The organism is Pseudomonas sp. OTU750018, from assembly GCF_011636575.1.
In the GTDB taxonomy this organism is placed as follows: domain Bacteria; phylum Pseudomonadota; class Gammaproteobacteria; order Pseudomonadales; family Pseudomonadaceae; genus Aquipseudomonas; species Aquipseudomonas peli.
On record NZ_JAAPAU010000004.1, the window covers coordinates 175,812 to 198,907 of the forward strand.

Sequence of the window (23,096 nt, forward strand, 5' to 3'; positions counted from 1 at the left end):
CGGAGAATTAGCAAATTAGGCCCACTGGGCCTGTTCAACCATCAGCAATCTAGAGAGACGGATGAATATCACCAGCTTTGCGCAACGCGTTTTCCTATCACTTTTCCTGCTCAGCGCTCCGGCCGTATGGGCCAATCAGCAAGTGATTCCTTCTGCGCCGCAGTTGGCTGCCAAATCCTATGTACTGCTGGACGCCGCCAGCGGCAAGGTGCTGGTCGAAAACAACGGTGATCAGCGCCTGCCGCCGGCCAGCCTGACCAAATTGATGACCGCTTACATTGCCACGCTGGAAATTCGCAAGGGCAAGATCGGTGAGCAGGACCTGGTGCCTATCAGCGAGCATGCCTGGCGTACCGGTGGTGCTGCATCCGGTGGTTCGACCATGTTCCTGCCACTGAACAGCCAGGCGAAGGTTGATGACCTGCTGCACGGCGTCATCATTCAGTCGGGTAACGACGCCAGTATTGCCCTGGCCGAGTACATCGCCGGCAGCGAAGATGCCTTCGCCGACATGATGAACGAGACCGCTGCGCGCCTGGGAATGACCAACAGCCACTTTATGAACGCCACCGGTCTGCCGCATCCGGAGCATTACTCCAGCGCACATGACATGGCTATTCTGGCTCGCGCCATCATCAACGAAGACCAGGAACACTATGCGATCTATGCGCAGAAGGAGTTCCTCTGGAACAACATCAAGCAGGGCAACCGTAACCTGCTGCTGTGGCGTGACAAGACCGTTGATGGCCTGAAAACCGGTCATACCGAAGAAGCCGGCTACTGCCTGGTGGCGTCGGCCGTACGTGATGGCGCGCGCATGATCACCTCGGTATTCGGCACCGTCAGCGAGTCGGCCCGTGCCGCGGAAACTCAGAAACTGCTGACCTATGGTTTCCGCTTCTTCGAAACCCGCACCTTCTACAAGCAAGGCCAGGAACTGGCTCAGGCCCAAGTGTGGAAAGGCGCTGTGCGTCAGGTCAAAGCTGGCCTTGGTGCTGATCTGAGTCTGACGCTGCCGAAAGGTCAGCTGGAAAAATTGCAGGCCGGCATGATCCTCAACCCGCAGCTCACTGCCCCGATTGCCCAGGGTGATGTGATCGGCAAGGTTGAAGTGAAACTGGGTGAAGAAGTGGTGCACAGCGCCGATCTGATTGCTCTTGAGGCCGTTGAAGAAGGCAGTTTCTTCCGTCGCCTGTGGGATAGCATCAGCCTGTTCTTCTTCGGATTGTTCAACTGATAGCGTGACCAGCGCGCCCTTGCCGACCCGCAGGGGCGTTGTTGTTGCCAGGGCTTACGAGGCCGTTACTGCCATGAATCAACCAGACGTCAAATCGCACAAGATTGAATTTCCCTGCGCGGACTACCCGATCAAGGTGGTCGGTGACAGTGGCGAAAACTACAAGAGTACGGTGATAGAGATCCTTAGCCAGCACGCCAAGGTCGATCTCAGCACCCTGGCCGAACGCCAGAGCAGCAACGGCAAGTACACCACCGTACAGCTGCATATCGAAGCCACCAGCGAAGATCAGTTGCGCGATATCAACAGTGCCCTACGCGCGACCGGTATCGTGCACATGGTGCTGTGATGGACCTGCCGCTCGGCTTTCGTGAGCTGGGCCAGGTCGACTATCAGCCTACCTGGCATGCGATGCAGCGCTTTACCGACAGCCGTGGCGCAGATACGCCTGACGAAATCTGGCTGCTTGAACACGCCCCCGTATTTACCCAGGGCCAGGCAGGCAAGGCCGAGCATGTGTTGTTTCCGGGGGATATTCCGGTGGTGCAGGTCGATCGCGGTGGTCAGGTGACTTACCACGGTCCGGGCCAGCTGGTGGCTTACCTGCTGCTGGATGTGCGCCGCAGCGGTATGGGTGTGCGTGAACTGGTCAGCCGTATCGAGCGCAGCCTGATTGATCTGTTGGCCAGCTATGGCGTCAACGCCAATGCCAAGCCGGATGCGCCGGGTGTGTATGTCGATGGTGCAAAGATCGCTTCGCTCGGACTGCGTATCCGCAACGGCCGTTCCTTTCATGGTCTGGCGCTGAATGTGGATATGGATTTGCAACCGTTCCAGCGCATCAATCCTTGCGGCTATGTCGGTATGGCCATGACCCAGTTAGCTGATCAGGTGGCGGGGCCGATCACTATGTCCGAGGTCAGTGCGCGGCTGCGTGAGCAACTGGTCAAGCATCTTGACTACGCGCAGCAGCAGAGCCTGGCGGGCTCAATAGACTGCTAGAGCGGGCAGGGCAGATAGGCAGAGCAGATACACAAACGCCTGACCCCAGGCAAAGCCCAAGGTCAGGCGTTGTGTGGCTCAATCAGTTCAGATTGAGGGCAGGTATCAGGCTGTTATCGAGCTGTTGGCCCGGCACTGGCACCGGAGCGGCCAGCCCTAGGTTGTTCTTCTCGAACACCTTGTCGGCGCGGTAGCTGGAACGTACCAGCGGGCCGGCGGCGACTTCCATAAAGCCTTTCTGCAGACCGATTTCGCGGAAACGGTTGAACTCTTCCGGGCTGACCCAGCGCTGCACCTTCAGGTGATTGCGCGTTGGTTGCAGGTACTGGCCGAGGGTGAGGATGTCAACGTTGATGGCACGCAGGTCATCCATGGTTTGGATAATCTCTTCATCCGTCTCGCCAAGGCCCAACATCAGGCTGGTCTTGGTCAGTACGTCCGGGCGGTGACGCTTGGCGTGTGCCAGTACATTCAGGGTCTTTTCATAGCCCGCGCGTGGATCGCGTACCACGTGAGTGAGGCGTTTGACCGTCTCAACGTTCTGCGCAAACACCTCAAGACCAGAATCCACCACACGCTCAATCGCCAGCAGGTCGCCGTCGAAGTCCGGGGTCAGGGCTTCTACCACCACCTGCGGGGTGTTTTCCTTGATCGCCCTTACGCAGGCCGCGTAGTGGCTGGCGCCGCCGTCATCCAGGTCGTCGCGATCCACCGAGGTCAGTACGATATAACGCAGGGCCATCAGCTCCACCGACTTGGCGGTGTTCTGCGGCTCTTCCAGATCCAGCCAGCCGTTGGGGTTACCGGTGTCGACGGCGCAGAAGCGGCAGGCGCGGGTGCACACCGAGCCCATCAGCATGATGGTGGCGGTACCGTTGGACCAGCATTCGCCCATATTCGGGCAGTGGGATTCCTGGCAAACGGTGCTCAGGCGGTGTTCGCTGACATTGCGCTTGACCGCCTCGAAGCGGCTGCCGCCAGGCGCCTTGACTCGCAGCCACTTGGGTTTGGGCTCGAACACCTGAGGCTCGCTGGAGGCGCGGCGCTTTTGCCCGTCCTTGATCGCGGTGATGCCTTGGGTGGTACGGAATTTTTCGCCACTGGCGACGGTTTTAGGCGGTGAGGTATCGGACATCGGCAATCTGGGCTCCGCTAGAGGCTCCGTGAACGAGGCGGCTTGTGGCCGCCGCGCAGCTTATCACAGAAGCTGACCGTTCAGTCCGGCGGGCGCTGTGTGGTGCTAGCGCCCTGCCAGGTCGTGCTGAGTGCCGCTCAGTCGTCTACCGGAGTTGCTGCAATAACTCGTGGCTGGGGTAGCCATCGGCAGGTTGCCCCAGGGATTGCTGAAAAGCACGCACGGCCTTGCGTGTGTTCGCCCCGATGATGCCGTCCGCAGGGCCTGGCTCGTAGCCTTTACTGGTCAGTAACTCTTGCAGCTCGATCCGCTCGCTGCGCCCCAGTTGGCGATCGTTACGCGGCCATGCGGCTTGTACGCCCGGATTGCCATCCAATGCATCACTTAGCAGGCCAATTGCCAGGGCGTAGGCCGTGGAGTTGTTGTACTTGAGGATGCTGCGGAAGTTATTCAACAGCAGGAAAGCCGGGCCCCGATGACCGGCAGGTAAAAACAGCGTCGCCTGGCTCTGCTCGTTGGCATCAATGGCTCGGGCCGGGTTGATCCCCAGGATGCGCCACTGCGCCACGGTGCGGCGTATTTCGGGGTCTGCCAGTGCGTAATCGAAGCCCTGTGGCAGGTTTACCTCAAAGCCCCAGGGTTGACCATTTTCCCAGCCGGACGCCTGCAAATAATGTGCGGCCGAGGCCAGTGCGTCGGGGGCTGACGTCCACAGGTCGCGACGCCCATCACCATCGAAGTCCACGGCATGCTGATTGAAGGTGGTCGGCATAAATTGGGTCTGTCCCATGGCGCCCGCCCAAGAACCGATCAGCCCCTGCGTAGGCGCATCACCCGCTTGCAAAATCTGCAGCGCGGCCAGCAACTGGCTTCGCCAGAACACTTGGCGGCGGCCATCGTAGGCCAGGGTGGCGAGGGAGCGGATGACGTTATGGCTGCCGATATTGCTGCCGTAATTGCTTTCCATGCCCCAGATCGCAATCAGCACTTCATGGTCGACGGCGTAGGTGCTGCGAATGGCTTTAAGGGTCGGCCGGTGCTGCGCCTTGAGCAGGCGGCCCTGGGCGATGCGCGAGACGGAAACGGCACCGTCGATGTACTCCCACACCGGGCGCGTGAACTCCGGTTGGCTGTTGTCGGAGCTGACCACTCTGGGGTCCAGGGTGATGTCGGCGAATGTACGGTCGAATAAGGCTGCGTCGATACCGGCAGCAATGGCATCGCTGCGCAGCAGTATGCGCCATTCATCGAAGCTGAGTAACGGGGTTGGACTGCTGGCCTCGCTGGCTGCTGGGCTGGCAGGGGTAGTGCTGGCTGTGACGGGCGCAGCGGCAAGTGGCTGCGCCGGCGCTTCGGCGCAGGCAGTCAGAAGCAGCAGCAGGCAGGCGATGGCGCTATGGGACAGGCCCCGAATAAGCAGGTAAGGCATGGTGATCTCGGCACATTTTGCAGGCCGTAACCTTAGCATGATTGAGGCGGTATGCGGGCTGTGGCGGGCTTTTCAGGCGGCCAGAACGTATGAAGCCTCCCAGTTTTGCTGGGAGGCTTCACGGCGGTAGCTGCCTTTGCCTTTGCTGGGTGTTTCCTGGCGGGAGCGAAACAGTGGCTGGGCGATTATGGATTTGGCCTTATTTGGGCCGCGTTTGGCTTTCTTCGCCATGACGTTTCCTCGGCAAATGACCTGCACGTCGCAGGCGGGCGAAGCATGATCCGCACCCCGCTAAAAGTCCAGGGTTTGGCCGCTAGCGAGATAGGCCCAGGCGTTGACCGCAGATGTTTAGCGTCAACAGGCTCAGGCCGCTCCAGGGATCGCCGGCCGCCTGGCCTTTGATCTGCGCATCGATCTGCTGTGCATCCTGCAGCAGCGCAGCCCAACGTGCGGCCGACAGGCGTTGCAGGGCTTTGCTGACCAGCGGGCGGCGCTTGTCCCAGACTGGCGGGCGCGCGGAACTGAAGGCCTTTTCCAGCGGCATGCCCTGGCTGTACTGCTGGGCTATGGTGGCCAGTAGACGGATTTCCCGGGCCAGAGCCCAGAGAATTACCGGAGGCTCGACGCCTTCACCGCGAAGGCCTTCGAGCATGCGCAGGGCGTGGGCTGCTTCGCCATTGAGGGCGGAATCGATCAGTCCGAAAACATCGAACCGTGCACTATCGGCAACCGAGGCATGCACGGTGTCGACGTCGATCTGCGTGCCTTCGGCGAGCAACTTGAGCTTTTCGATTTCCTGGGCCGCGGCGAGCAGGTTGCCTTCGACGCGCACGGCAATCATGTCCACCGCTTCGGCGCTGGCGCTGAGGCCCGATTGCGCGAGACGTTGACGAATCCACTGCGGCAGCTGGTTTGCATCGACCGGCCAGATCTGCACGAATTGCGTCTGCGCGCCGTCAATCAGTGCCTTGCCCCATTTGGTCTTCTGCGCGCTGCCATCGAGTTTCGGCAGGCTGATCAACAGCACGGTGTCTTCGGCGGGGCGGGCGAGGTATTCGAGTAGCGCGGCTGCGCCCTTGTCGCCGGGCTTGCCGTTGGGCAGGCGCAGCTCCAGCAGGCGTTTGTCGGCAAACAGCGACAGGCTGGCACCGGCTTGCAGCAGGTTGCCCCAGTCGAAGTTGTTGTCGGCGTTGAACACCTGGCGCTCGCTGAAACCCTGCTGGCGGGTCGCGGCGCGAATGGCGTCGGTGGCTTCCTGGCAGAGCAGCGGCTCATCGCCACTTACCACATACACCGGGCTCAGGTTGCCCTGCAGGTGTTTGCCGAGTTGTGCAGAGTTAAGCTTCATGCGGGCGCAGAGCCGGGCCGCTTGCGCGGCCCAGCGAGCTTACTGGGCGGGAATCGGCAACTGGATTGGCGACTGCTGCGGTTGCGCGGCCTGTTGCTGGCGAGCGGCTTCCAGGGCATCGGCTTCGGCTTGAGCCTTGGCTTCTGCGGTTTGCTGCAGTTGGTCCAGTTGCGCTGGGCTGATCTGCTGCAGGCGCTGGACCAGTTGCTGGACCAGCTCACGGTTCATTTCCTGTTGCAGCTGAGCGGCCTCTTGGTCGCCACCAATCAGGTTGTTGCCATCCTGGGTGTAGAAGCTCTGGGCTTCCAGTTTGTCGCTCATCAGCAGCAGGTCTTTGCTGCCACGGATCTCGTATTCCAGGGTCTTGCTCAGCTCGTACTCGGCGGTGCGGGCCGAACTGGTGAAGCTGGCGGCGCGGCGATTTTCCTGCTCGTTGCTCAATACCAGGCGGTACTGTGCGCCTGGATAGACCTTGACGCCGTTGTTCTGTAGCACGTCGCGCACTTGGTTGACGGTTTCGCCATAGGCGTTGCGTGCGCTGACATCCAGTTCATTGAGGGCGAACTGCACGTCACCGGTGCCACGCAGCTGGAAGCCGCAAGCGCTGAGCAGGGTGGCCAGGCCAATTACCAACAGATTCCGTTTGATCATCTTTTATCCCCTTGGCGTGTCTTGCGGCGCGCCGTTGTGCGGTCGCGCCGAGCTTAATCAGTTGGCGACTAGTCAGTTAGCAACAATGTTGACCAGTTTGCCTGGCACCACGATGACCTTGCGAATGCTCAGGCCTTCGGTAAAACGCAGTACGTTCTCGTTGCTGCGGGCGCTGGCTTCAACCTCTTCGCGGCTTGCGCTGGCCGGCACTTCAATCTGTCCGCGCAGCTTGCCGTTGACCTGTATCACCAGCGTCAGGCTGTCCTGTACCAGGGCAGACTCATCCACCTGTGGCCAGGCGGCATCGATGATGGCTTCGTCGTGGCCCAGTTCCTGCCACAGCTGATGGCTGATATGCGGGGTGATTGGCGCCAGCAGCAGCGCCACCGCTTCCAGACCTTCCTGCAACAGGGCGCGGTCTTGCTCTGTGGTTTGTGCGGCTTTCTCCAGCACGTTCATCAGCGTCATCACCTGGGCGATGGCGGTATTGAATTTGTGGTGCTGGCCAATATCGAAGCTCGACTGCTTGATCGCCAGATGAATCGCGCGGCGCACGGCCTTCTGCTCGTCATCCAGACTGGCCAGGTCGAGTGCGCCGGCGATGCCCTGATTGACGTGGTTTTGCGCCAGGCGCCAGACGCGGCGCAGGAAGCGGTTGGCGCCTTCAACACCAGCGTCAGACCATTCGCAGCTCATGTCTGGCGGCGAAGCGAACATCATGAACAGGCGACAGGTGTCGGCACCGAACTGATCGATCATCGATTGTGGGTCGACGCCGTTGTTCTTCGACTTGGACATCTTCTCGGTGCCGCCGATTTCCACCGGCAGGCCGTCGCTTTTCAGTTTGGCGCTGATGACCTTGGCTTTGGCGTCACGCTCCAGCTCGACATCGGCCGGGTTGAACCAGTCTTTACCGCCGTTTTCCAGGGTGCGGTAATAGGTCTCGGCGACCACCATGCCCTGGGTCAGCAGGTTCTTGAACGGCTCATTCGAACTGACCAGCCCTTCGTCACGCATCAGCTTGTGGAAGAAGCGCGCATACAGCAGGTGCAGGATCGCGTGTTCGATACCGCCGATGTATTGATCCACTGGCAACCAGTGGTTGGCCGCTTCAGGGTCGACCATGCCGCCGGTGTAATGCGGTGAGGCGTAGCGTGCGTAATACCAGGACGACTCTACGAAGGTGTCCATGGTGTCGGTTTCACGCTTGGCCGGCTTGCCGCATTTCGGGCAGCTGCATTCATAGAATTCAGGCATGCGCGCCAGCGGGCTGCCTGCACCGTCCGGCACTACGTCTTCGGGCAGTACGACGGGCAGCTGGTCTTCCGGCACGGGCACGTCGCCACAGGTATCGCAGTGGATGATTGGGATCGGGCAGCCCCAGTAACGCTGGCGGCTGATGCCCCAGTCGCGCAGGCGGAACTGGGTTTTGCGCGCGCCATGGGCGTTGGCTTCCAGGTCCGCGACGATGGCGTCGAAGGCGGCGCTGAAGTCGAGGTTGTCGTATTTGCCGGAGTTGATGCTGGTCAGGCCGGCTTTGTCGCCATACCAGTCCTGCCATTGAGTGGCGTCGTATTCTTTGCCTTCGCCGGCGTAGACCTGCTTGATCGGCAGGTCGTACTTGTTGGCGAATTCGAAATCGCGCTCATCGTGCGCGGGCACGGCCATCACCGCGCCTTCGCCGTAACCCCACAGTACGTAGTTGGCGACGAACACCGGCAACTTGTCGCCGGAGAGCGGATGAATAACGAATTGGCCAGTGGCAACGCCCTTCTTCTCCATGGTGGCCATGTCGGCTTCGGCCACGGAGCCGGCTTTACATTCGGCGATAAACGCTGCGATAGCCGGATTGCTCTCGGCGGCGCGTTGCGCCAGCGGGTGCTCGGCGGCCACGGCGACATAGGTCGCGCCCATCAAGGTGTCGGGGCGGGTGGTGTAGACCTTGAGCTGGCCGTCGATACCGACGCTGGCCTGGTCATAGTCGAATACCACATCAGCGCCGAAGCTCTTGCCGATCCAGTTACGCTGCATGGTCTTGACCTGTTCCGGCCAGCCATCCAGTTCGTCCAGGCTACTCAGCAGCTCTTCCGCGTAAGCGGTGATCTTGAAGTAGTACATCGGGATTTCGCGCTTTTCGATCACCGCGCCCGAGCGCCAGCCGCGGCCGTCGATAACCTGCTCGTTGGCCAGTACGGTCTGGTCCACCGGGTCCCAGTTGACGCTGCCGTTCTTACGGTAGATCACGCCTTTTTCGAACAGGCGGGTGAACAGCCACTGTTCCCAGCGGTAGTAATCCGGCTTGCAGGTGGTGACTTCGCGTGTCCAGTCCACTGCCAGGCCCAGCGATTTGAGCTGGCTCTTCATGTACTCGATGTTTTCGTAGGTCCACTTGGCCGGCGCGACCTTGTTTTTCATCGCAGCGTTTTCCGCCGGCATGCCGAACGCATCCCAGCCCATGGGCTGCAGCACGTTTTTACCTTGCATGCGCTGGTAGCGGCTGATTACGTCACCGATGGTGTAGTTACGCACATGGCCCATGTGCAGCTTGCCGCTCGGGTAGGGGAACATCGACAGGCAGTAGAAGGTCTCCTTGCCCGGCTGTTCGCTCACTACAAAGGATTTCTGCGCGTCCCAATGGGACTGCGCGGCGGCTTCGATTTCACGGGGCGAGTACTGTTCTTGCATGGCTACCGGCGCTGGGAATAAGGGCTTGCGGGAAACGCGGTAGCATACATGAGCCCCGCTTATTCAGGGAAACCCTGATTGCGCTGCGCTCCAGCTATGGCGGCCTGGCCATGCTCGTCTGTTGCGCCTGGCCGGCCGCGCCGTTTGTCGCGAGGTACTGCCGGTTAAAGCGCGAACGCTAAGCTTGCTATAGGGAGCAGCAGCCTGCTCCGGGCGAGGTGAAGGATGGCGGAGTTTCGGCGTGGTGCAGCGGGTGGCGGGCTCTATGAGCGGCTGCTGCAACGCCTTGCCATGGCGTTGGATGAGGCGGATAGCCTGAGTGCGCTGTCTGCACAACCGCCGCTGGAGCTTGAACTGCGCGGGCTTACGGCGGCGGAAATGGAGCTGATTCGCGCTTATCTGAATCGCGACCTGGACTGGCTGCGCGGCTGGCATGCCGCAGCGCAGGAAATGGCGCAGATCGAGCAGCTGCCGAGCTCACGCAAGATCGGCCGATCCGGTCACAAACCCACCGCGGCGCTGCCCGGCAAAATCAAACCGCTGCTTAAACGCCGATTGCAGCTGTGCTGCGCCCTGTGCGGCACTCTGGCGGGCTGGCAGTCCGGCAATGGCGTACAGGCCTGCAAAGCCTGTGGCTCGCAGTTGTTTAGGGCGAGCAATCATCGGTAGGCTGCGCGCACCCGTGGAGGTGCTCAATGCCGATTCGCTACATCCTCAAACAGTTCTTCCTTCCGCCAGGCCTGTTCCTGCTTTTGCTGCTGGCCGCCTGGTGGCTGCGTCAGCGTTTTCCACGCTTGGCGGCGGGTTGCCTGGTTGTCGGGCTGGGCGGTATGTGGCTGTTTAGTCTGCCGGTGGTGGTCGAGTATTCGGCGCGAGTGCTGGAAACCGAGCCGGCCTTGAATGAGCGGCAATGGGCTGATCTGGCACAGCAGGCCGAGGTTATTGTGGTTCTGGGTGGCGGGCGTGAACTGGCTGACCCCGGTTGGGGCGCGGATCAGCCCAGTCTGTTGGCGTTGGAACGTGTGCGCTTCGCGGCTCGTTTGGCTAAGGCCTCGGGTTTGCCGCTGCTGACCAGTGGCGGGTTGCATTTTGGCGCACCGCCCAGTGAAGCGGCCTTGATGGCTGACGTATTGGCCCGTGATTACAACGTGCCGGTGCGTTGGCAGGAAGGCTTAAGCCGTACCACCTGGGAGAATGCGACCCACAGCGCTGAGCTGCTGAAGCAGGCGGAGATTACCCGCGTGGTGCTGGTGACCCAGGCCTGGCATATGCCCAGGTCACGCTGGAGTTTTGAGCAGGCGGGTTTGCAGGTAATCAGCGCGCCGATGGGCTTTCTCGGTACGCCCAATGGCCGGCCTGCCGGCGGCTGGCTGCCAGAAAGCAAGGCGGTCTGGCAGAACGGTTTGCTGCTAAATGAAGCAGCCGGACTGCTGGGTTACAGGTTGTTCTACAGGAGCCCGGTGCAGGAATAAGCCCCGCCTGGGGGGGCTCGCATTATTTAGCTATTGATCTGCTCGGCATGATGGCACGCCACTTGCCGAGCATCGAGCAGGCGCAGTGCCGGCTGTTCAACCTTGCAGCGTTCACTGGCGTGCGGGCAGCGTTGATGGAAGGCGCAGCCGCTGGGTGGCGACAGCGGGTTGGGCAGCTCGCCGCTGATCTTGATCTTCGGTTTGCTCGGATCAGGGTGGATGGTCGGCGTTGCCGACAGCAGCGCCTGGGTATACGGGTGCAACGGGCGGTTGTAGATCAGCTCGCTGGGGCCCATTTCCACCGGGCGGCCTAGGTACATCACCAGCACATCATCGGCAACGTGGCGCACCACCGAGAGGTTGTGCGAGATAAATACGTAGCCGGTGTTGAACTGCTCCTGCAGGTCCATAAACAGGTTGAGCACCTGGGCCTGGATCGACACGTCCAGCGCCGAAGTCGGCTCGTCCGCCACCAGCACCTTGGGCTGCAGCATCATGGCGCGGGCCAGGGCAATACGCTGGCGCTGGCCGCCGGAGAACATATGTGGGTAACGCTGGTAATGCTCAGGGCGCAGGCCAACCTGTTGCATCATCGCCTGCACCCGTTCGCGCCGTTCCAGGCGCGACAGACCGGTGTTGATCAGCAGTGGCTCGCCGAGCTGGTCGCCGACCTTCTGCCGTGGATTGAGCGAGGCGTAGGGGTTCTGAAAGACCATCTGCACGTCACGGCGCAGCTGTTTGCGCTGCGCCTTGTTGGCCCCTGTCACTTCCTGCCCGGCGATCTGCAGCGAGCCGGAGCTGGGTTCCTCGATCAGCGTCAGGGCGCGGGCCAGGGTGGATTTGCCGCAGCCGGACTCGCCGACCACCGCCAGGGTCTTGCCCGCCTGTAATTCAAAGGACACGCCATTCAGCGCTTGCACCTGAGCGTTGGGCTGGAACAGGCCACGGGAGATTTCGTAGTGACGGGTGAGGTCGCGAGCAGTCAGGACGGCGCTCATCAGGCCACCTCCGCAGTCAGGTTGAGCGGGTAGAAGCAGCGTGCCGCGCCACGTTCATGGGTATCCAGGCTCGGCCGTTGTTCACGGCAATGCGCTTGGGCGTAAGGGCAGCGTGGTGACAGCAGGCAGCCCACTGGCCGGTCGTAGCGGCCCGGAACAATGCCGGGCAGGGTGGTCAAGCGGCGCTGGCCCTGGCTGTGTTCGGGAATCGCCTTGAGCAGCGCCTCGGTGTAGGGGTGGCTGGGGGCGTTGAACAGCTGCGGCACGTTGCCGATCTCCACTGCTTGCCCGGCATACATCACGCAGACCCGTTGCGCGGTTTCGGCGACCACGGCCAGGTCATGGGTGATCAGCACCAGGCCCATGTTCTGTTCGCGTTGCAGGCCCACCAGCAGGTCCATGATCTGCGCCTGAATGGTTACATCCAGCGCCGTGGTTGGTTCGTCGGCGATCAGCAGTTTGGGCTCGGCGGCAATCGCCATGGCAATCGCCACCCGTTGGCTCATGCCGCCGGACAGCTGGTGCGGGTAGGCATTCAGGCGGCTGGCAGCGGCAGGGATTTCCACCCGGTCGAGCAGCTGCAGCGCGCGTTGGCGGGCGGCCTGGCCCTTGAGGCCGAGGTGCTGGCGCAGTACTTCTTCGATCTGGAAACCCACGGTAAAGCTGGGGTTGAGGGCGGTCATCGGGTCCTGAAAGACCATCGACAGGTCTTTGCCAACGATATGCCGGCGCTGGCGGCCCTTGAGGCGCAGCATATCGGTGCCGTCGAACTGCAGGCTGTCGGCGGTGACGATGCCGGGGGCGTCGATCAGGCCCATCAGCGCCATCATGGTCACCGATTTGCCGGAGCCGGATTCGCCGACAATCGCCAGCACTTCACCCTTTTCCACGCACAGGTCGAGGCCGTCGACCACCGGAATGGCCGTGGCGTCGCCGAAGCGCACGCTGAGGTTCTTGATATCCAACAGGCTCATGCGGGGTTCCTCACTGCGCATTCTTGAGTTTCGGGTCGAGTGCATCGCGCAGCCCGTCGCCCATCAGATTGATCGCCAGCACGCTGAGCAGAATGGTCAGGCCCGGCAGGCTGACCACCCACCAGGCGCGCTCGATATAGTCGCGCGCCGAGGCCAGCATGGTGCCCCACTCAGGCGTCGGCGGTTGTACGCCGAGGCCGAGAAAACCCAGGGCAGCGGCATCGAGAATCGCCGAGGAAAAGCTCAGGGTGGCCTGCACGATCAGCGGTGCCATGCAGTTGGGCAGCACGGTGATAAACATCAGTCGCGGTAGGCTGGCACCGGCCAGGCGTGCGGCGGTGACGTAATCGCGGTTCAGCTCGCCCATCACGGCGGCGCGGGTCAGGCGCACATAAGACGGTAGCGAGACGATGGCGATGGCAAAGATGGTGTTGATAAGCCCTGGGCCGAGTATGGCGACGATGGCCACCGCCAGCAGCAGCGAGGGCAGGGCCAGCATGATGTCCATCAGGCGCATGATCGACGGGCCGAGCAGGCGCGGAAAAAAGCCGGCGACCAGGCCCAGGAGGATGCCGGGGATCAGCGACATCAGCACCGATGCCAGGCCGATCAGCAGCGACAGCCGTGCGCCATGAATCAACCGCGACAGCAGGTCGCGACCTACTTCATCGGTGCCGAGCAGAAATTGCAGCTGGCCACCCTCCAGCCAGGCTGGCGGGGTGAGCAAAAATTCGCGGTATTGCTCGCTGGGGTCGTGCGGGGCGATCCACGGCGCAAATAGCGCGCAGATTATTAGCAGGATCATGAACGCCAGCCCGGCGACTGCGCCCTTGTTGTGGGCAAAGGCCTGCCAGAACTCCTTGAGCGGTGAAGGGTAGAGCAGCGATTGATCGAGTGTGGTGCTTAGGGTTTCAGTTGTCATAGTGGGCTCCGTAGAACCTGTGCATGGCCTCGCGAGCTAGCGCGAGACAAGGAAAAAGCGGCTGAGGAAGCGGAGTGTGCTGCTGCACATGAGCATTCCGAAGCTGGTTTTGACGCCGTATCGCCGACGCGCAGCAGGCCATGGGCAGGTTCTTAGCGCTGATGGCGAATGCGTGGGTTAGCCAATCCGTAGAGGATGTCCACCACGAAGTTGACCAGGATCACCAGGCAGGCGATCAGCAAAATGCCGTTCTGCACCACCGGATAGTCACGCGCGCCGATCGACTCGATCAGCCATTTGCCGATGCCCGGCCAGGAGAAGATGGTTTCGGTCAGTACTGCGCCCGCCAGCAGCGCGCCGACCTGCAGGCCGAACACCGTGAGCACCGGGATCAGTGCATTGCGCAGGCCATGCACGAAGACCACGCGGGCCGGCGACAGGCCCTTGGCGCGTGCGGTGCGCACATAGTCTTCGCGCAGCACTTCGAGCATCGCTGAGCGGGTCATGCGCGCGATTACCGCCAGCGGAATGGTGCCCAGCACGATGGCCGGCAGGATCAAATGGCGCAGGGCGTCGACAAATGCGCCTTCCTCACCGGAAAGCAGGGTGTCGATCAGCATAAAACCGGTGACTGGCGGGATGTCGTAGAGCAGGTCGATACGCCCGGATACGGGCGTCCAGCCCAGCCATACCGAGAAGAACATGATCAGCAGCAGGCCCCACCAGAAAATCGGCATCGAGTAGCCGGCCAGCGAGATGCCCATTACCCCATGGTCGAACAGCGACCCGCGCTTGAGGGCGGCAATCACACCTGCGATCAGCCCAAGGGTGCCGGCGAACAGCAGGGCGGCCAGGGCCAGTTCGACGGTGGCGGGAAACAAGGTGAGAAATTCGCTCCACACGCTTTCCCGGGTACGCAGCGATTGCCCCAGGTCGCCTTGGGCCAGCTGGCCGATATAGTCGAAATACTGGGCATAGAGCGGCTTGTTCAGGCCCAGGCGCTCCATGGCCTCGGCATGCATCACCGGGTCGACGCGGCGTTCGCCCATCATCACTTCCACCGGGTCGCCGGGGATCATACGGATCAGCGCGAAGGTCAACAGGGTGACGCCGAAAAAGGTGGGGATCAGCAATAGCAGGCGTCGGGCAATAAAGGACAGCATGCGGGTCAGTGCTCCAAAAAAGGTGAGCGTGCATCGGGCTGCATGGCCGGACGCTGTTGTAGTGCGGCGAGTGGCTCGGCAGCCAGGTGCCGGTTGAGCGCGCATGTGGCAGGCGGGGTGCGGCAGGCAGCAGACTGCCAAATAGGTTCGGTCATCAGCGTAATCCTCGGGTTATACGGAACCAGCAAACGGCAGCCGGGTAGGCCGCCGTTGTCCGGCTGGCGAGTGGCGGGGTAAGCCGCTCGCCAGCATGGTCGAGAACCGCTGTTACTTGACGCCGACGCCGTAGAACGAGTTCAGCGCGAACGGGCTGATCTTGAAGTCCACGACCTTCTTGCTCATCGGCTGATAGACCGTGGAGTGGGCGATCGGGGTGATCGGCACTTCACGCTTGAGAATCACCTGAGCCTGCTTGTACAGCTCGGTGCGCTCAGTGGTGTCGGTCACGCGCTTGGCGGCTTTCACCAGCTTGTCGTAGTCGGCATGGCACCACTTGGAGAAGTTGTTGCCGTCCACTGCGTCGCAGCCGTACAGGGTGCCCAACCAGTTGTCCGGGTCACCGTTGTCGCCGCTCCAGCCGATCAGCATGGCGTCGTGTTCGCCGGCCTTGGCACGCTTGAGGTATTCACCCCATTCGTAGCTGACGATCTTGGCCTTGATGCCGACCTTGGCCCAGTCGCTTTGCAGCATTTCGGCCATCAGCTTGGCGTTGGGGTTGTACGGGCGCTGTACCGGCATGGCCCACAGGGTGATCTCGGTGCCTTCCTTGACGCCGGCGGCCTTGAGCAGCTCCTTGGCTTTTTCCGGGTCGTATGCGGGGTCCTTGATGCTGTCGTCATATGACCATTGGGTCGGCGGCATGCCGTTGACCGCCAGTTGGCCGGCGCTCTGGTACACCGCGTCGATGATGCCCTGCTTGTTCACCGCCATGTCCAGCGCCTGGCGCACTTCGAGTTTGTCGAACGGCGGGTGGGTGACGTTGTAGGCGATATAGCCGACGTTGAAGCCGGCCTGTTCGGGCATGTCCAGGTTCGGGTCTTTTTTCAGTGCCTCCAGATCAGCAGGGCGCGGGAACAGGGTGACCTGGCATTCGCCGGCCTTGAGCTTCTGCATGCGCACCGAGGCGTCGGTGTTGATGGCGAAAATCAGGTTGTCGATCTTCACCTCATCCGGCTGCCAGTATTCCTTGTTGCCCTTGAAGCGGATCACCGCATCTTTCTGGTAGCGGCTGAATACGAATGGGCCGGTGCCAATGGGCTTCTGGTTGATGTCAGCGGCCTTGCCGGCTTTGAGCAGGCTGTCGGCGTATTCGGCGGACTGGATCGAGGCAAAGCTCATCGCCAGGTTCTGGATAAAGGCAGCGTCGACTTCGTTGAGGCTGAACTTGACGGTCATGTCGTCGAGTTTTTCGATCTTGGCGATGTTCGCGTCCATGCCCATGTCGGTGAAGTAGGGGAACTCCGACGGGTAGGCTTTGCGGAACGGGTGGTCCTTGTCGAGCATGCGCTGGAAGGTGAACAGCACGTCATCCGCGTTGAAGTCGCGGTTCGGCTTGAAGTATTCGGTGGTGTGGAATTTTACGTTTGGACGCAGGTGAAAGGTGTAGCTCAGGCCGTCTTCGCTGATGTCCCACTTCTCGGCCAGGCCGGGGATCACTTTAGTGCCGCCACGCTCGAACTGGCTCAGGCGGTTAAACACGGTTTCAGCGGCAGCATCGAAATCGGTGCCGGTGGTGTACAGGCCAGGGTCGAACCCGGCGGGGCTGCCTTCGGAGCAGAACACCAGGTTGCCGGCGGCGCTGGCAAGTGGCGTGCTGGCGATCAGCCCAGCGGCGAGTAAAGCCTGGATGACGGCGTTCTTACGCATAGTGACCTCATGGTTATTGTGGTTGTGATCCTGAGGGGCCTCTTGTGGAGACCTTGGGAGAAACTATGCAGGGCGTATGCCGTAGGCAAGTGGCATGTCGCAGAGAGAACAGGAATGACGACGCAACAGTATGTTGGTGTCGCATATCTATAAAAGTGCGAGAAAAACATGGCAAAGCGCCGCTATCGTCGGATAACGGCGCTGCTTCTGTTTGTAGCAGTTTTTATGGCATCTGCACTTCGATCACACCGTCGGCGTTGATGTTGACCTGGCTGGTGCCGGCTTCGATCTCCGGCGTCACCGCCGCATCCATCATCGCCGCGCCTTTCATGGCCTCCATGCGCATCGGCATGGGTGGCTGGAAACCGCCAGTATTCAGGCTCAAGCTGACCAGCTTATAACCGCTGCCGCCGAGGGCTTCGGTGGCTAATTGCGCGCGGGCCTTGAAGGCTGCCACGGCGTCCTTGAGCAGGGCGTCTTCGTGGGTTTTACGGGTGTCCGAGGCGATGCTGAAGTTCATCCCACCCATCTTCAGGGTTTGCAGCATTTCCCCGGTGAGCTTGGACAGCGCGCTGAAATCGGCGCTTTCCAGGCGCAGCTCAGCGCGCTCGCGCCAGGCGGTGATTTTCTGGCCCTTGTCATCGTAAACCGGGTAGCTGTTACGGCTGCCGGAGGTAACGCTGACGCCTTTGACTTTGCGTGCCTGGGCGATGCTGGCATTCAGTGTTTTGCTGATCTGCGCGGCGAGGGCGGCTGGGTCGCTATCCTGGGCTTCGCTGTAAAGGGTGACGTGCATCAGGTCGTGGGCGATTTCCTTATTGACCTCGGCGCGCAGAGCGACCTGGTTGTAGCGCGCTTCTTCGGCCATGGCTGTAGCGCTCATCAGGGTGGTGGCGCTCAGTAGCAGGGCGGTGGCGAGGCGGGACAATGGCAGCATGACGATTCCTTTGTGTGATGGGCGCATGGGGTATGCGCGGCTTTCCAGAGGGTAGACGTAGCTATCAGACTGAACGGGTTAAATCCGGTTCCACATTTTTACGGCCAGTTATTCCTTGCGCTTCTACTGGTTGCGAATAAGCGTGGCTGAGTGCTCTTTTGCTCTACAGGGTGCGTGCTGCGGCGTGTTGCCGCAGTGAGGCGTAGAGAGGCTTGGTTATACTCCTGCGGCTCGCTAAATGAGCATCTTGGAGATTCTATGCTCGCACCTGTGCAGCTACTGTCGGCGAGCCGGCAAAACCTCTGGCGCCTGACCCTGATCCGCATTCTGGTGCTGGCCGCGCAAGCCGGTTCTGTGGGGCTGGCGTACAAGTCGGGGGCGCTGCCGCTGCCCTGGCTGGAGCTCAGCGTCACCCTCGGCATCTCCCTGGTGCTGTGTCTGCTGACCGCGTTGCGTTTGCGCGGCCCCTGGCCGGTGACTGAGCAGGAGTACGCGGTGCAACTGGGCTGCGACCTGATCATCCACAGCCTGTTGCTGTATTACTCGGGTGGTTCGACCAACCCCTTCGTTTCTTATTACTTGGTGCCGCTGACGATTGCCGCAGCGACCTTGCCCTGGCTCTATACCATTACTCTCTCGGGGCTGGCGCTGGGCGGTTATACCTTTCTGCTGGTCTGGTCGCATCCGCTGGACCTGCCGTCAGGCCCGCGTGAGAGCCTGCTGATCTACGGTATGTGGCTGAGCTTTGCTTTGGCCGCCGGGTTGATCACCTTTTTCGTGGCGAAGATGGCCGAAGAGCTGCGCCGTCAGGAAGAGCTGCGCGCCGAGCGCCGGGAAGAAGGCTTGCGTGACCAGCAACTGCTCGCCGTAGCAACCCAGGCGGCGGGTGCGGCGCACGAATTGGGCACGCCGCTGGCGACCATGAGCGTGCTGATCAAGGAACTGCGCCGCGAGCATCAGGAACCGACCCTGCAGGAAGACCTGGCCGTGCTGCAGGAGCAGGTCAAGCTGTGCAAAGAAACCCTGCAGCACCTGGTGCGTGCCGCCGAAGCGGATCGCCGTCAGGCAGTGATCGAGCTGTCGTCAGTCGAATGGCTGGAAACCACGCTCAATCGCTGGCACCTGATGCGCCCTGAAGCCAGTTATCGCTATCAATGCCTGGGCCGTGGCACCCCTCCCAAAATGATGCCGCCGGCCGATCTGACCCAGGCGTTGCTCAACCTGTTGAACAACGCCGCCGACGCCTGCCCGGACAAGCTGGATATTCGCCTAGATTGGGATCACCAGTGGCTGCGCTTTAGCATTCGTGACTTTGGTGCCGGTGTGCCGCTGGCGATTGCCGAGCAGCTGGGGCGGCCGTTTTTCACCACCAAGGGCAAGGGGTTTGGTCTGGGCCTGTTCCTCAGTCAGGCCAGCGTCACCCGTGCCGGCGGCACGGTTAAACTGTATAACCATGAAGAAGGCGGCACGCTCACCGAGCTGAAACTGCCGCGCGCCTACGGCCGAGCCTGAGGAAGCATTGAGTATGAGTGACGAAATCCTGTTCGAAGGCGACGAACAACCGCACCTGTTGCTGGTTGACGATGACCCGACTTTTACCCGCGTCATGGCGCGGGCCATGAGTCGACGTGGCTTGCGTGTGTCGACCGCCGGTTCCGCTGAAGAAGGCCTTGCCCTGGCCGTGCAGGACCTGCCGGACTACGCCGTGGTTGACCTGAAGATGGAAGGTGATTCCGGTCTGGTGCTGCTGCCCAAGCTGCTGGAGCTGGACGCCGAAATGCGCGTGGTGATTCTCACCGGCTATTCGAGCATTGCCACAGCGGTGGAGGCGATCAAGCGTGGCGCCTGCAACTACCTGTGTAAACCGGCCGATGCCGACGATGTGCTGGCCGCGCTGCTGACCCAGCATGCCGATCTGGATAGCCTGGTGCCGGAAAATCCGATGTCAGTGGATCGCCTGCAGTGGGAGCACATCCAGCGCGTGCTCAGCGAGCATGAAGGCAATATCTCCGCCACTGCCCGTGCCCTTGGCATGCATCGGCGGACCTTGCAGCGCAAATTGCAGAAACGTCCGGTACGCCGCTAAGGGTTATTTCTATGGCCTGCCATCCGTGGCGGCCACCCAGCGGGCTGTCGCTGTGCGACGTTAAAAAACGCTACCGACGTTTTTTTCCGCATGAAAGGCTGCTGAAAGCTTTCCGTCAGGCAGCCTTGCTATTATTAGCCCCCTATCTAAGTGGTCAGGGGCTGTCATGCTCGCCGTCGTTCAGCAAACCATAAGCGTCACTGCTCCGGTGTTCTCCATGCTGTTTCTCGGCGTGGCGCTCAAACGTCTGGGGCTGATTGATGCGGCCTTTATCAACACCGCATCGGCGCTGGTGTTTCGCGGCACGCTGCCCACCCTACTGTTTCTCGGCATCGTCCAGGCGGATCTGCGCACCGCCTTGCAGCCGGCCTTGCTGGTGTATTTTGTGCTGGCGACCCTGGGCTGCTTTCTGCTCGCCTGGGGCTGGGCGATCCTGCGTTGCCCGGAGGCTGATCGTGGCATCTACACCCAGGGTGCGTTTCGCGGTAACAACGGCATTATCGGTCTGGCGCTGGCCACCAGCATGTACGGTGATTACGGCCTGTCGGTCGGTGCGGTGCTCGGTGGTGTGGTTATCCTCAGCTACAACACCCTGTCGGCGATTGTGCTGGCGATCTACAGCCCAGAGGCCAAGACCGATGTCTGGAGTCTGACCAAGAACATCCTCAGCAATCCGCTGATTGTCGGCGTGCTGGCGGCCATTCCCTTTGCCGCCTGGCAAATTTCGCTGCCGGACTGGTTGCTGACTTCCGGGGAATATTTTGCGCAGATGAGCCTGCCGCTGGCGCTGATCTGCATTGGTGGCACCCTTACCTTAGAATCGCTGCGTGAGAGCAGTGGCATGGCGATCAGTTCAAGTCTGATGAAGGTGCTCTGGTTGCCGTTGGTGGCCACCCTGGGCGCATGGCTGTGGGGCTTTCGTGATGCCGATCTGGCGATTCTCTTTCTGTACTTTGCCAGCCCAACCGCCGCAGCTAGTTTCGTCATGGCCAAGGCAGTGGGCGGCAATCATCAGCTGGCGGCGGCGATCATCGTGCTGACAACCCTGGCCACGGTGGTGACCACCAACCTCGGGCTGTTTGTGCTGCAGTGGGCCGGCTGGATCTAGCCGTTGCGCGGGCATAAAAAAGCCGGGCAATGCCCGGCTTTCTATTTTGTTGCGATCAGGCCTGCTGGAAGTCGTCGATCACTTCCTGGGCGGCGCGAAAGGCGTCGATGGCTGCCGGCACGCCGGCATACACCGCGCAGTGCAGTAGGGTTTCGCGGATTTCCTCGACCGTGCAGCCATTGTTCAGCGCACCGCGCACGTGGCCCTTGAGTTCCTGCGGGCATTTCAGCGCGGTAAGGGCGGACAGGGTAATCAGGCTGCGGGTTTTGCGGTCCAGGCCGTCGCGGGTCCACACACCGCCCCAGGCGTGTTCGTTAACGAAGTCCTGCAGCGGCTGGGTAAAGTCTGTGGCGTTACCCAGGGCGCGATCGACAAAGGCATCGCCCATCACCTCGCGGCGGACTTTCAGACCTTGTGCGTGGCTGTCACTCATGCGGTTTCCTCCCAATGGACCGTCAGGCTTTCTGCTTGTGCCAGGCACGGCCGGCGATGATCACCAGGGTTACAGCAGTCAGCGGCAGGGCGTAACCGAGCATGGCGTCGCCGAAGACCTCGGCGAACGGCTTGCCAGTCGACGACAGCACCAGGTAAACCGTGTATGCCACGTAGTAGGCCAGGAACAGCAGGCCTTCCCAACGGTTGATGCGGTAGCCGGCGAAGAAAATTGGCAGGCAGGCCACGGCCACTGCGATCATTACCGGGAAGTCGAAGGCCAGGGCGTTGGCGGCCACGCTGATGGCTTGCGGCGAGACCATTGAGGCCAGGCCGAGCACGCAGAGCAGGTTGAAGATATTGCTGCCTACGATATTGCCCACGGCGATATCGCGCTCGCCCTTGATGGCGGCCATGATCGAGGTGGCCAGTTCAGGCAACGAGGTGCCGATGGCGACTACGGTCAGGCCGATCACCAGTTCCGAGATGCCCAGTGCGCGGGCCATGGTGACGGCGCTCTCGACCAGAAAGTTGGAGCCTGTGACCAGCAGCACCAGGCCAGCAATGATCAGGACCAGATTAATTACCCAGGCGTAGGGTTTGGCCGGCTCATTGAGGCCGAACTCCTTGGCAAACTCGTCATCCTCATTGCTGCTCTTGTCGCGGCGCGAGCTGATAATCAGGAAACCGGTATAGGCCAGAACGCCGGCAAACAGCAGGGCGCCGTCGAGGCGGCTGAGGCTGCCGTCCCAGGCCAGGGCGTAAACCACCAGGCTGGCACCGATCATGATCGGTACGTCCAGGCGGATCAGCTGGCGCGAGACGATCAGCGGTGCAACCACCGCGGTCAGGCCAAGAATCAGCAGGACGTTGGCGATATTGCTGCCAATTACGTTGCCAATCGCCAGGTCGCCACTGCCATTCAGGGCGGCTTGCACGCTGACGGCGGTTTCCGGTGCGCTGGTGCCAAATGCGACCACAGTGAGGCCGATGATCAGCGGCGGAATGCCGAATTGCGCCGCCAATTTGGCTGCGCCGCGGACCAGCACTTCTGCACCGGCCACCAGCAGCACCAGGCCGGCAATCAGATAAACAAAGGTCATCAGGGTCATTGCAAGGGGCTCCATAAAAGTGGCGCTAGTTTAATCATCGGCTTGCGTTACGCCAGAGGCTAGGCCGGGCTGTCCATGGCTTCTTTGTAAACAGCTGTGTTCAGTCGGACAATTGTTCCACGCGCACCAGCGCTACGCCGTCGCGCAGCATATCCAGCTGTTCGGCGGCTTTTTGCGAGAGGTCGATGATACGCTTCTTGGCGTAGGGGCCGCGGTCGTTGATGCGTACCACCACTGTCTTGTCATTGCGCAGATTGGTCACCTGCACGCGGCTACCAAACGGCAGGGTGCGGTGTGCTGCGGTCAGTGCATTCTGGTCAAAGCGTTCGCCGCTGGCGGTCTTGTTACCGTGGTGCCGTGCGCCGTAATAGGACGCCTGGCCCTCGGCGCGGTAACCTTGCGGGTCGACCTGGCCCTGGCTGGCGCAGGCGCTGAGCAGCAAGCTGGTGATGGCAATCAGTAACAGGCGCATAGCGGTCCCTGAATGTGGAGGGCGGACAAAACAACGCCGGGTAGACCCGGCGTTGTGTCGTGCTGCA

Annotated in this window: 23 protein-coding genes; 8 read left to right on the plus strand and 15 right to left on the minus strand. The window is 61.4% G+C overall.

All coding sequences use genetic code 11. From position 1 onward, the window contains the following. Nucleotides 1–61: 61 nt before the first annotated feature. The 3 genes from HCI85_RS19505 (at nt 62) to lipB (ending at nt 2,239) form a co-directional block, all read left to right on the plus strand. Nucleotides 62–1,237, plus strand: coding sequence for a D-alanyl-D-alanine carboxypeptidase family protein (locus HCI85_RS19505; RefSeq protein WP_090255588.1), 1,176 nt, complete (start codon nt 62–64; stop codon nt 1,235–1,237). Between the two features lie 73 nt (nt 1,238–1,310). Then, complete coding sequence (locus tag HCI85_RS19510) at nt 1,311–1,586, plus strand: DUF493 domain-containing protein (RefSeq protein WP_160089186.1); 276 nt, start codon at nt 1,311–1,313, stop codon at nt 1,584–1,586. Continuing rightward, a complete protein-coding gene (gene lipB / locus HCI85_RS19515; protein WP_167147338.1) occupies nt 1,586–2,239 on the plus strand; it encodes a lipoyl(octanoyl) transferase LipB in 654 nt (217 codons plus the stop codon). Before HCI85_RS19510 ends, lipB begins: the two co-directional genes overlap by 1 nt. A gap of 82 nt (nt 2,240–2,321) precedes the next feature. Here lipB and lipA read toward each other — a convergent pair whose 3' ends face one another. From lipA to leuS, 6 genes are all read right to left on the minus strand, one after another. Next, nucleotides 2,322–3,374: a lipoyl synthase gene (gene lipA, locus HCI85_RS19520; protein ID WP_090255584.1), complete on the minus strand. Its 1,053-nt coding sequence runs from the start codon at nt 3,372–3,374 to the stop codon at nt 2,322–2,324. 145 nt (nt 3,375–3,519) lie between these two features. After that, nucleotides 3,520–4,803 (minus strand): lytic murein transglycosylase, encoded by a 1,284-nt coding sequence (locus tag HCI85_RS19525; protein WP_167147341.1) that lies wholly within the window; start codon nt 4,801–4,803, stop codon nt 3,520–3,522. Nucleotides 4,804–4,875: 72 nt separating this feature from the next. After that, the gene (arfA, locus tag HCI85_RS19530; protein ID WP_167147344.1) at nt 4,876–5,034 is read right to left on the minus strand and encodes an alternative ribosome rescue factor ArfA; all 159 of its coding nucleotides are present in this window, start codon (nt 5,032–5,034) and stop codon (nt 4,876–4,878) included. Between the two features lie 82 nt (nt 5,035–5,116). Continuing rightward, nucleotides 5,117–6,151 (minus strand): DNA polymerase III subunit delta, encoded by a 1,035-nt coding sequence (holA, locus tag HCI85_RS19535; RefSeq protein WP_167147348.1) that lies wholly within the window; start codon nt 6,149–6,151, stop codon nt 5,117–5,119. Between the two features lie 39 nt (nt 6,152–6,190). Beyond that, nucleotides 6,191–6,802 carry an LPS-assembly lipoprotein LptE gene (locus tag HCI85_RS19540; RefSeq protein WP_167147351.1) on the minus strand — a complete coding sequence of 204 codons (612 nt, stop codon included), beginning with the start codon at nt 6,800–6,802 and terminating at the stop codon, nt 6,191–6,193. 72 nt (nt 6,803–6,874) lie between these two features. Continuing rightward, nucleotides 6,875–9,487, minus strand: coding sequence for a leucine--tRNA ligase (gene leuS / locus HCI85_RS19545; protein WP_167147354.1), 2,613 nt, complete (start codon nt 9,485–9,487; stop codon nt 6,875–6,877). 225 nt (nt 9,488–9,712) lie between these two features. On the opposite strand from leuS, the gene HCI85_RS19550 reads away from it, so the two are divergent. Next, nucleotides 9,713–10,156: a hypothetical protein gene (locus tag HCI85_RS19550; RefSeq protein ID WP_160089172.1), complete on the plus strand. Its 444-nt coding sequence runs from the start codon at nt 9,713–9,715 to the stop codon at nt 10,154–10,156. A gap of 26 nt (nt 10,157–10,182) precedes the next feature. Beyond that, a complete protein-coding gene (locus HCI85_RS19555; RefSeq protein WP_167147357.1) occupies nt 10,183–10,959 on the plus strand; it encodes a YdcF family protein in 777 nt (258 codons plus the stop codon). 26 nt (nt 10,960–10,985) lie between these two features. Here HCI85_RS19555 and HCI85_RS19560 read toward each other — a convergent pair whose 3' ends face one another. From HCI85_RS19560 to HCI85_RS19585, 6 genes are all read right to left on the minus strand, one after another. Next, nucleotides 10,986–11,957: a peptide ABC transporter ATP-binding protein gene (locus HCI85_RS19560; protein ID WP_167147361.1), complete on the minus strand. Its 972-nt coding sequence runs from the start codon at nt 11,955–11,957 to the stop codon at nt 10,986–10,988. Continuing rightward, nucleotides 11,957–12,931 (minus strand): ABC transporter ATP-binding protein, encoded by a 975-nt coding sequence (locus tag HCI85_RS19565; RefSeq protein WP_167147364.1) that lies wholly within the window; start codon nt 12,929–12,931, stop codon nt 11,957–11,959. The genes HCI85_RS19560 and HCI85_RS19565 overlap by 1 nt, the downstream gene beginning before the upstream one ends. A gap of 10 nt (nt 12,932–12,941) precedes the next feature. Further along, nucleotides 12,942–13,853, minus strand: coding sequence for an ABC transporter permease subunit (locus HCI85_RS19570; RefSeq protein ID WP_167147367.1), 912 nt, complete (start codon nt 13,851–13,853; stop codon nt 12,942–12,944). A 152-nt stretch (nt 13,854–14,005) separates the two neighbouring features. After that, nucleotides 14,006–15,016: an ABC transporter permease subunit gene (locus tag HCI85_RS19575; RefSeq protein WP_167147370.1), complete on the minus strand. Its 1,011-nt coding sequence runs from the start codon at nt 15,014–15,016 to the stop codon at nt 14,006–14,008. 267 nt (nt 15,017–15,283) lie between these two features. After that, the gene (locus tag HCI85_RS19580; protein ID WP_167147374.1) at nt 15,284–16,882 is read right to left on the minus strand and encodes an ABC transporter substrate-binding protein; all 1,599 of its coding nucleotides are present in this window, start codon (nt 16,880–16,882) and stop codon (nt 15,284–15,286) included. Between the two features lie 223 nt (nt 16,883–17,105). Next, nucleotides 17,106–17,819: an SIMPL domain-containing protein gene (locus HCI85_RS19585; RefSeq protein WP_160089158.1), complete on the minus strand. Its 714-nt coding sequence runs from the start codon at nt 17,817–17,819 to the stop codon at nt 17,106–17,108. A 258-nt stretch (nt 17,820–18,077) separates the two neighbouring features. On the opposite strand from HCI85_RS19585, the gene HCI85_RS19590 reads away from it, so the two are divergent. The 3 genes from HCI85_RS19590 (at nt 18,078) to HCI85_RS19600 (ending at nt 21,013) form a co-directional block, all read left to right on the plus strand. After that, complete coding sequence (locus HCI85_RS19590; RefSeq protein ID WP_167147377.1) at nt 18,078–19,331, plus strand: ATP-binding protein; 1,254 nt, start codon at nt 18,078–18,080, stop codon at nt 19,329–19,331. A 13-nt stretch (nt 19,332–19,344) separates the two neighbouring features. Then, a complete protein-coding gene (locus HCI85_RS19595) occupies nt 19,345–19,905 on the plus strand; it encodes a response regulator transcription factor (RefSeq protein ID WP_090255553.1) in 561 nt (186 codons plus the stop codon). Nucleotides 19,906–20,071: 166 nt separating this feature from the next. Next, entirely contained in the window at nt 20,072–21,013 is a 942-nt protein-coding gene (locus HCI85_RS19600) for an AEC family transporter (RefSeq protein ID WP_167147380.1), read from the plus strand. Nucleotides 21,014–21,068: 55 nt separating this feature from the next. On the opposite strand, the gene pcaC is transcribed toward HCI85_RS19600, so the two are convergent. From pcaC to HCI85_RS19615, 3 genes are all read right to left on the minus strand, one after another. Further along, nucleotides 21,069–21,446: a 4-carboxymuconolactone decarboxylase gene (gene pcaC, locus HCI85_RS19605; protein ID WP_167147383.1), complete on the minus strand. Its 378-nt coding sequence runs from the start codon at nt 21,444–21,446 to the stop codon at nt 21,069–21,071. A gap of 22 nt (nt 21,447–21,468) precedes the next feature. Continuing rightward, the gene (locus HCI85_RS19610) at nt 21,469–22,557 is read right to left on the minus strand and encodes a calcium/sodium antiporter (RefSeq protein ID WP_167147388.1); all 1,089 of its coding nucleotides are present in this window, start codon (nt 22,555–22,557) and stop codon (nt 21,469–21,471) included. Nucleotides 22,558–22,657: 100 nt separating this feature from the next. Then, nucleotides 22,658–23,029, minus strand: coding sequence for a septal ring lytic transglycosylase RlpA family protein (locus HCI85_RS19615; RefSeq protein WP_167147391.1), 372 nt, complete (start codon nt 23,027–23,029; stop codon nt 22,658–22,660). Between the last annotated feature and the right edge of the window lie 67 nt (nt 23,030–23,096).

Coding starts and splice junctions, on each gene's coding strand:
- HCI85_RS19550 (WP_160089172.1), top strand. CDS start 9,713: ATGGCGGAGTTTCGGCGTGGTGCAGCGGGTGGCGGGCTCTATGAGCGG.
- arfA (WP_167147344.1), bottom strand. CDS start 5,034: ATGGCGAAGAAAGCCAAACGCGGCCCAAATAAGGCCAAATCCATAATC.
- HCI85_RS19590 (WP_167147377.1), top strand. CDS start 18,078: ATGCTCGCACCTGTGCAGCTACTGTCGGCGAGCCGGCAAAACCTCTGG.
- HCI85_RS19600 (WP_167147380.1), top strand. CDS start 20,072: ATGCTCGCCGTCGTTCAGCAAACCATAAGCGTCACTGCTCCGGTGTTC.
- HCI85_RS19570 (WP_167147367.1), bottom strand. CDS start 13,853: ATGACAACTGAAACCCTAAGCACCACACTCGATCAATCGCTGCTCTAC.
- HCI85_RS19505 (WP_090255588.1), top strand. CDS start 62: ATGAATATCACCAGCTTTGCGCAACGCGTTTTCCTATCACTTTTCCTG.
- HCI85_RS19580 (WP_167147374.1), bottom strand. CDS start 16,882: ATGCGTAAGAACGCCGTCATCCAGGCTTTACTCGCCGCTGGGCTGATC.
- HCI85_RS19610 (WP_167147388.1), bottom strand. CDS start 22,557: ATGACCCTGATGACCTTTGTTTATCTGATTGCCGGCCTGGTGCTGCTG.
- HCI85_RS19585 (WP_160089158.1), bottom strand. CDS start 17,819: ATGCTGCCATTGTCCCGCCTCGCCACCGCCCTGCTACTGAGCGCCACC.
- lipB (WP_167147338.1), top strand. CDS start 1,586: ATGGACCTGCCGCTCGGCTTTCGTGAGCTGGGCCAGGTCGACTATCAG.
- HCI85_RS19575 (WP_167147370.1), bottom strand. CDS start 15,016: ATGCTGTCCTTTATTGCCCGACGCCTGCTATTGCTGATCCCCACCTTT.
- HCI85_RS19555 (WP_167147357.1), top strand. CDS start 10,183: ATGCCGATTCGCTACATCCTCAAACAGTTCTTCCTTCCGCCAGGCCTG.
- lipA (WP_090255584.1), bottom strand. CDS start 3,374: ATGTCCGATACCTCACCGCCTAAAACCGTCGCCAGTGGCGAAAAATTC.
- HCI85_RS19615 (WP_167147391.1), bottom strand. CDS start 23,029: ATGCGCCTGTTACTGATTGCCATCACCAGCTTGCTGCTCAGCGCCTGC.
- HCI85_RS19595 (WP_090255553.1), top strand. CDS start 19,345: ATGAGTGACGAAATCCTGTTCGAAGGCGACGAACAACCGCACCTGTTG.
- HCI85_RS19510 (WP_160089186.1), top strand. CDS start 1,311: ATGAATCAACCAGACGTCAAATCGCACAAGATTGAATTTCCCTGCGCG.
- leuS (WP_167147354.1), bottom strand. CDS start 9,487: ATGCAAGAACAGTACTCGCCCCGTGAAATCGAAGCCGCCGCGCAGTCC.
- holA (WP_167147348.1), bottom strand. CDS start 6,151: ATGAAGCTTAACTCTGCACAACTCGGCAAACACCTGCAGGGCAACCTG.
- pcaC (WP_167147383.1), bottom strand. CDS start 21,446: ATGAGTGACAGCCACGCACAAGGTCTGAAAGTCCGCCGCGAGGTGATG.
- HCI85_RS19560 (WP_167147361.1), bottom strand. CDS start 11,957: ATGAGCGCCGTCCTGACTGCTCGCGACCTCACCCGTCACTACGAAATC.
- HCI85_RS19565 (WP_167147364.1), bottom strand. CDS start 12,931: ATGAGCCTGTTGGATATCAAGAACCTCAGCGTGCGCTTCGGCGACGCC.
- HCI85_RS19525 (WP_167147341.1), bottom strand. CDS start 4,803: ATGCCTTACCTGCTTATTCGGGGCCTGTCCCATAGCGCCATCGCCTGC.
- HCI85_RS19540 (WP_167147351.1), bottom strand. CDS start 6,802: ATGATCAAACGGAATCTGTTGGTAATTGGCCTGGCCACCCTGCTCAGC.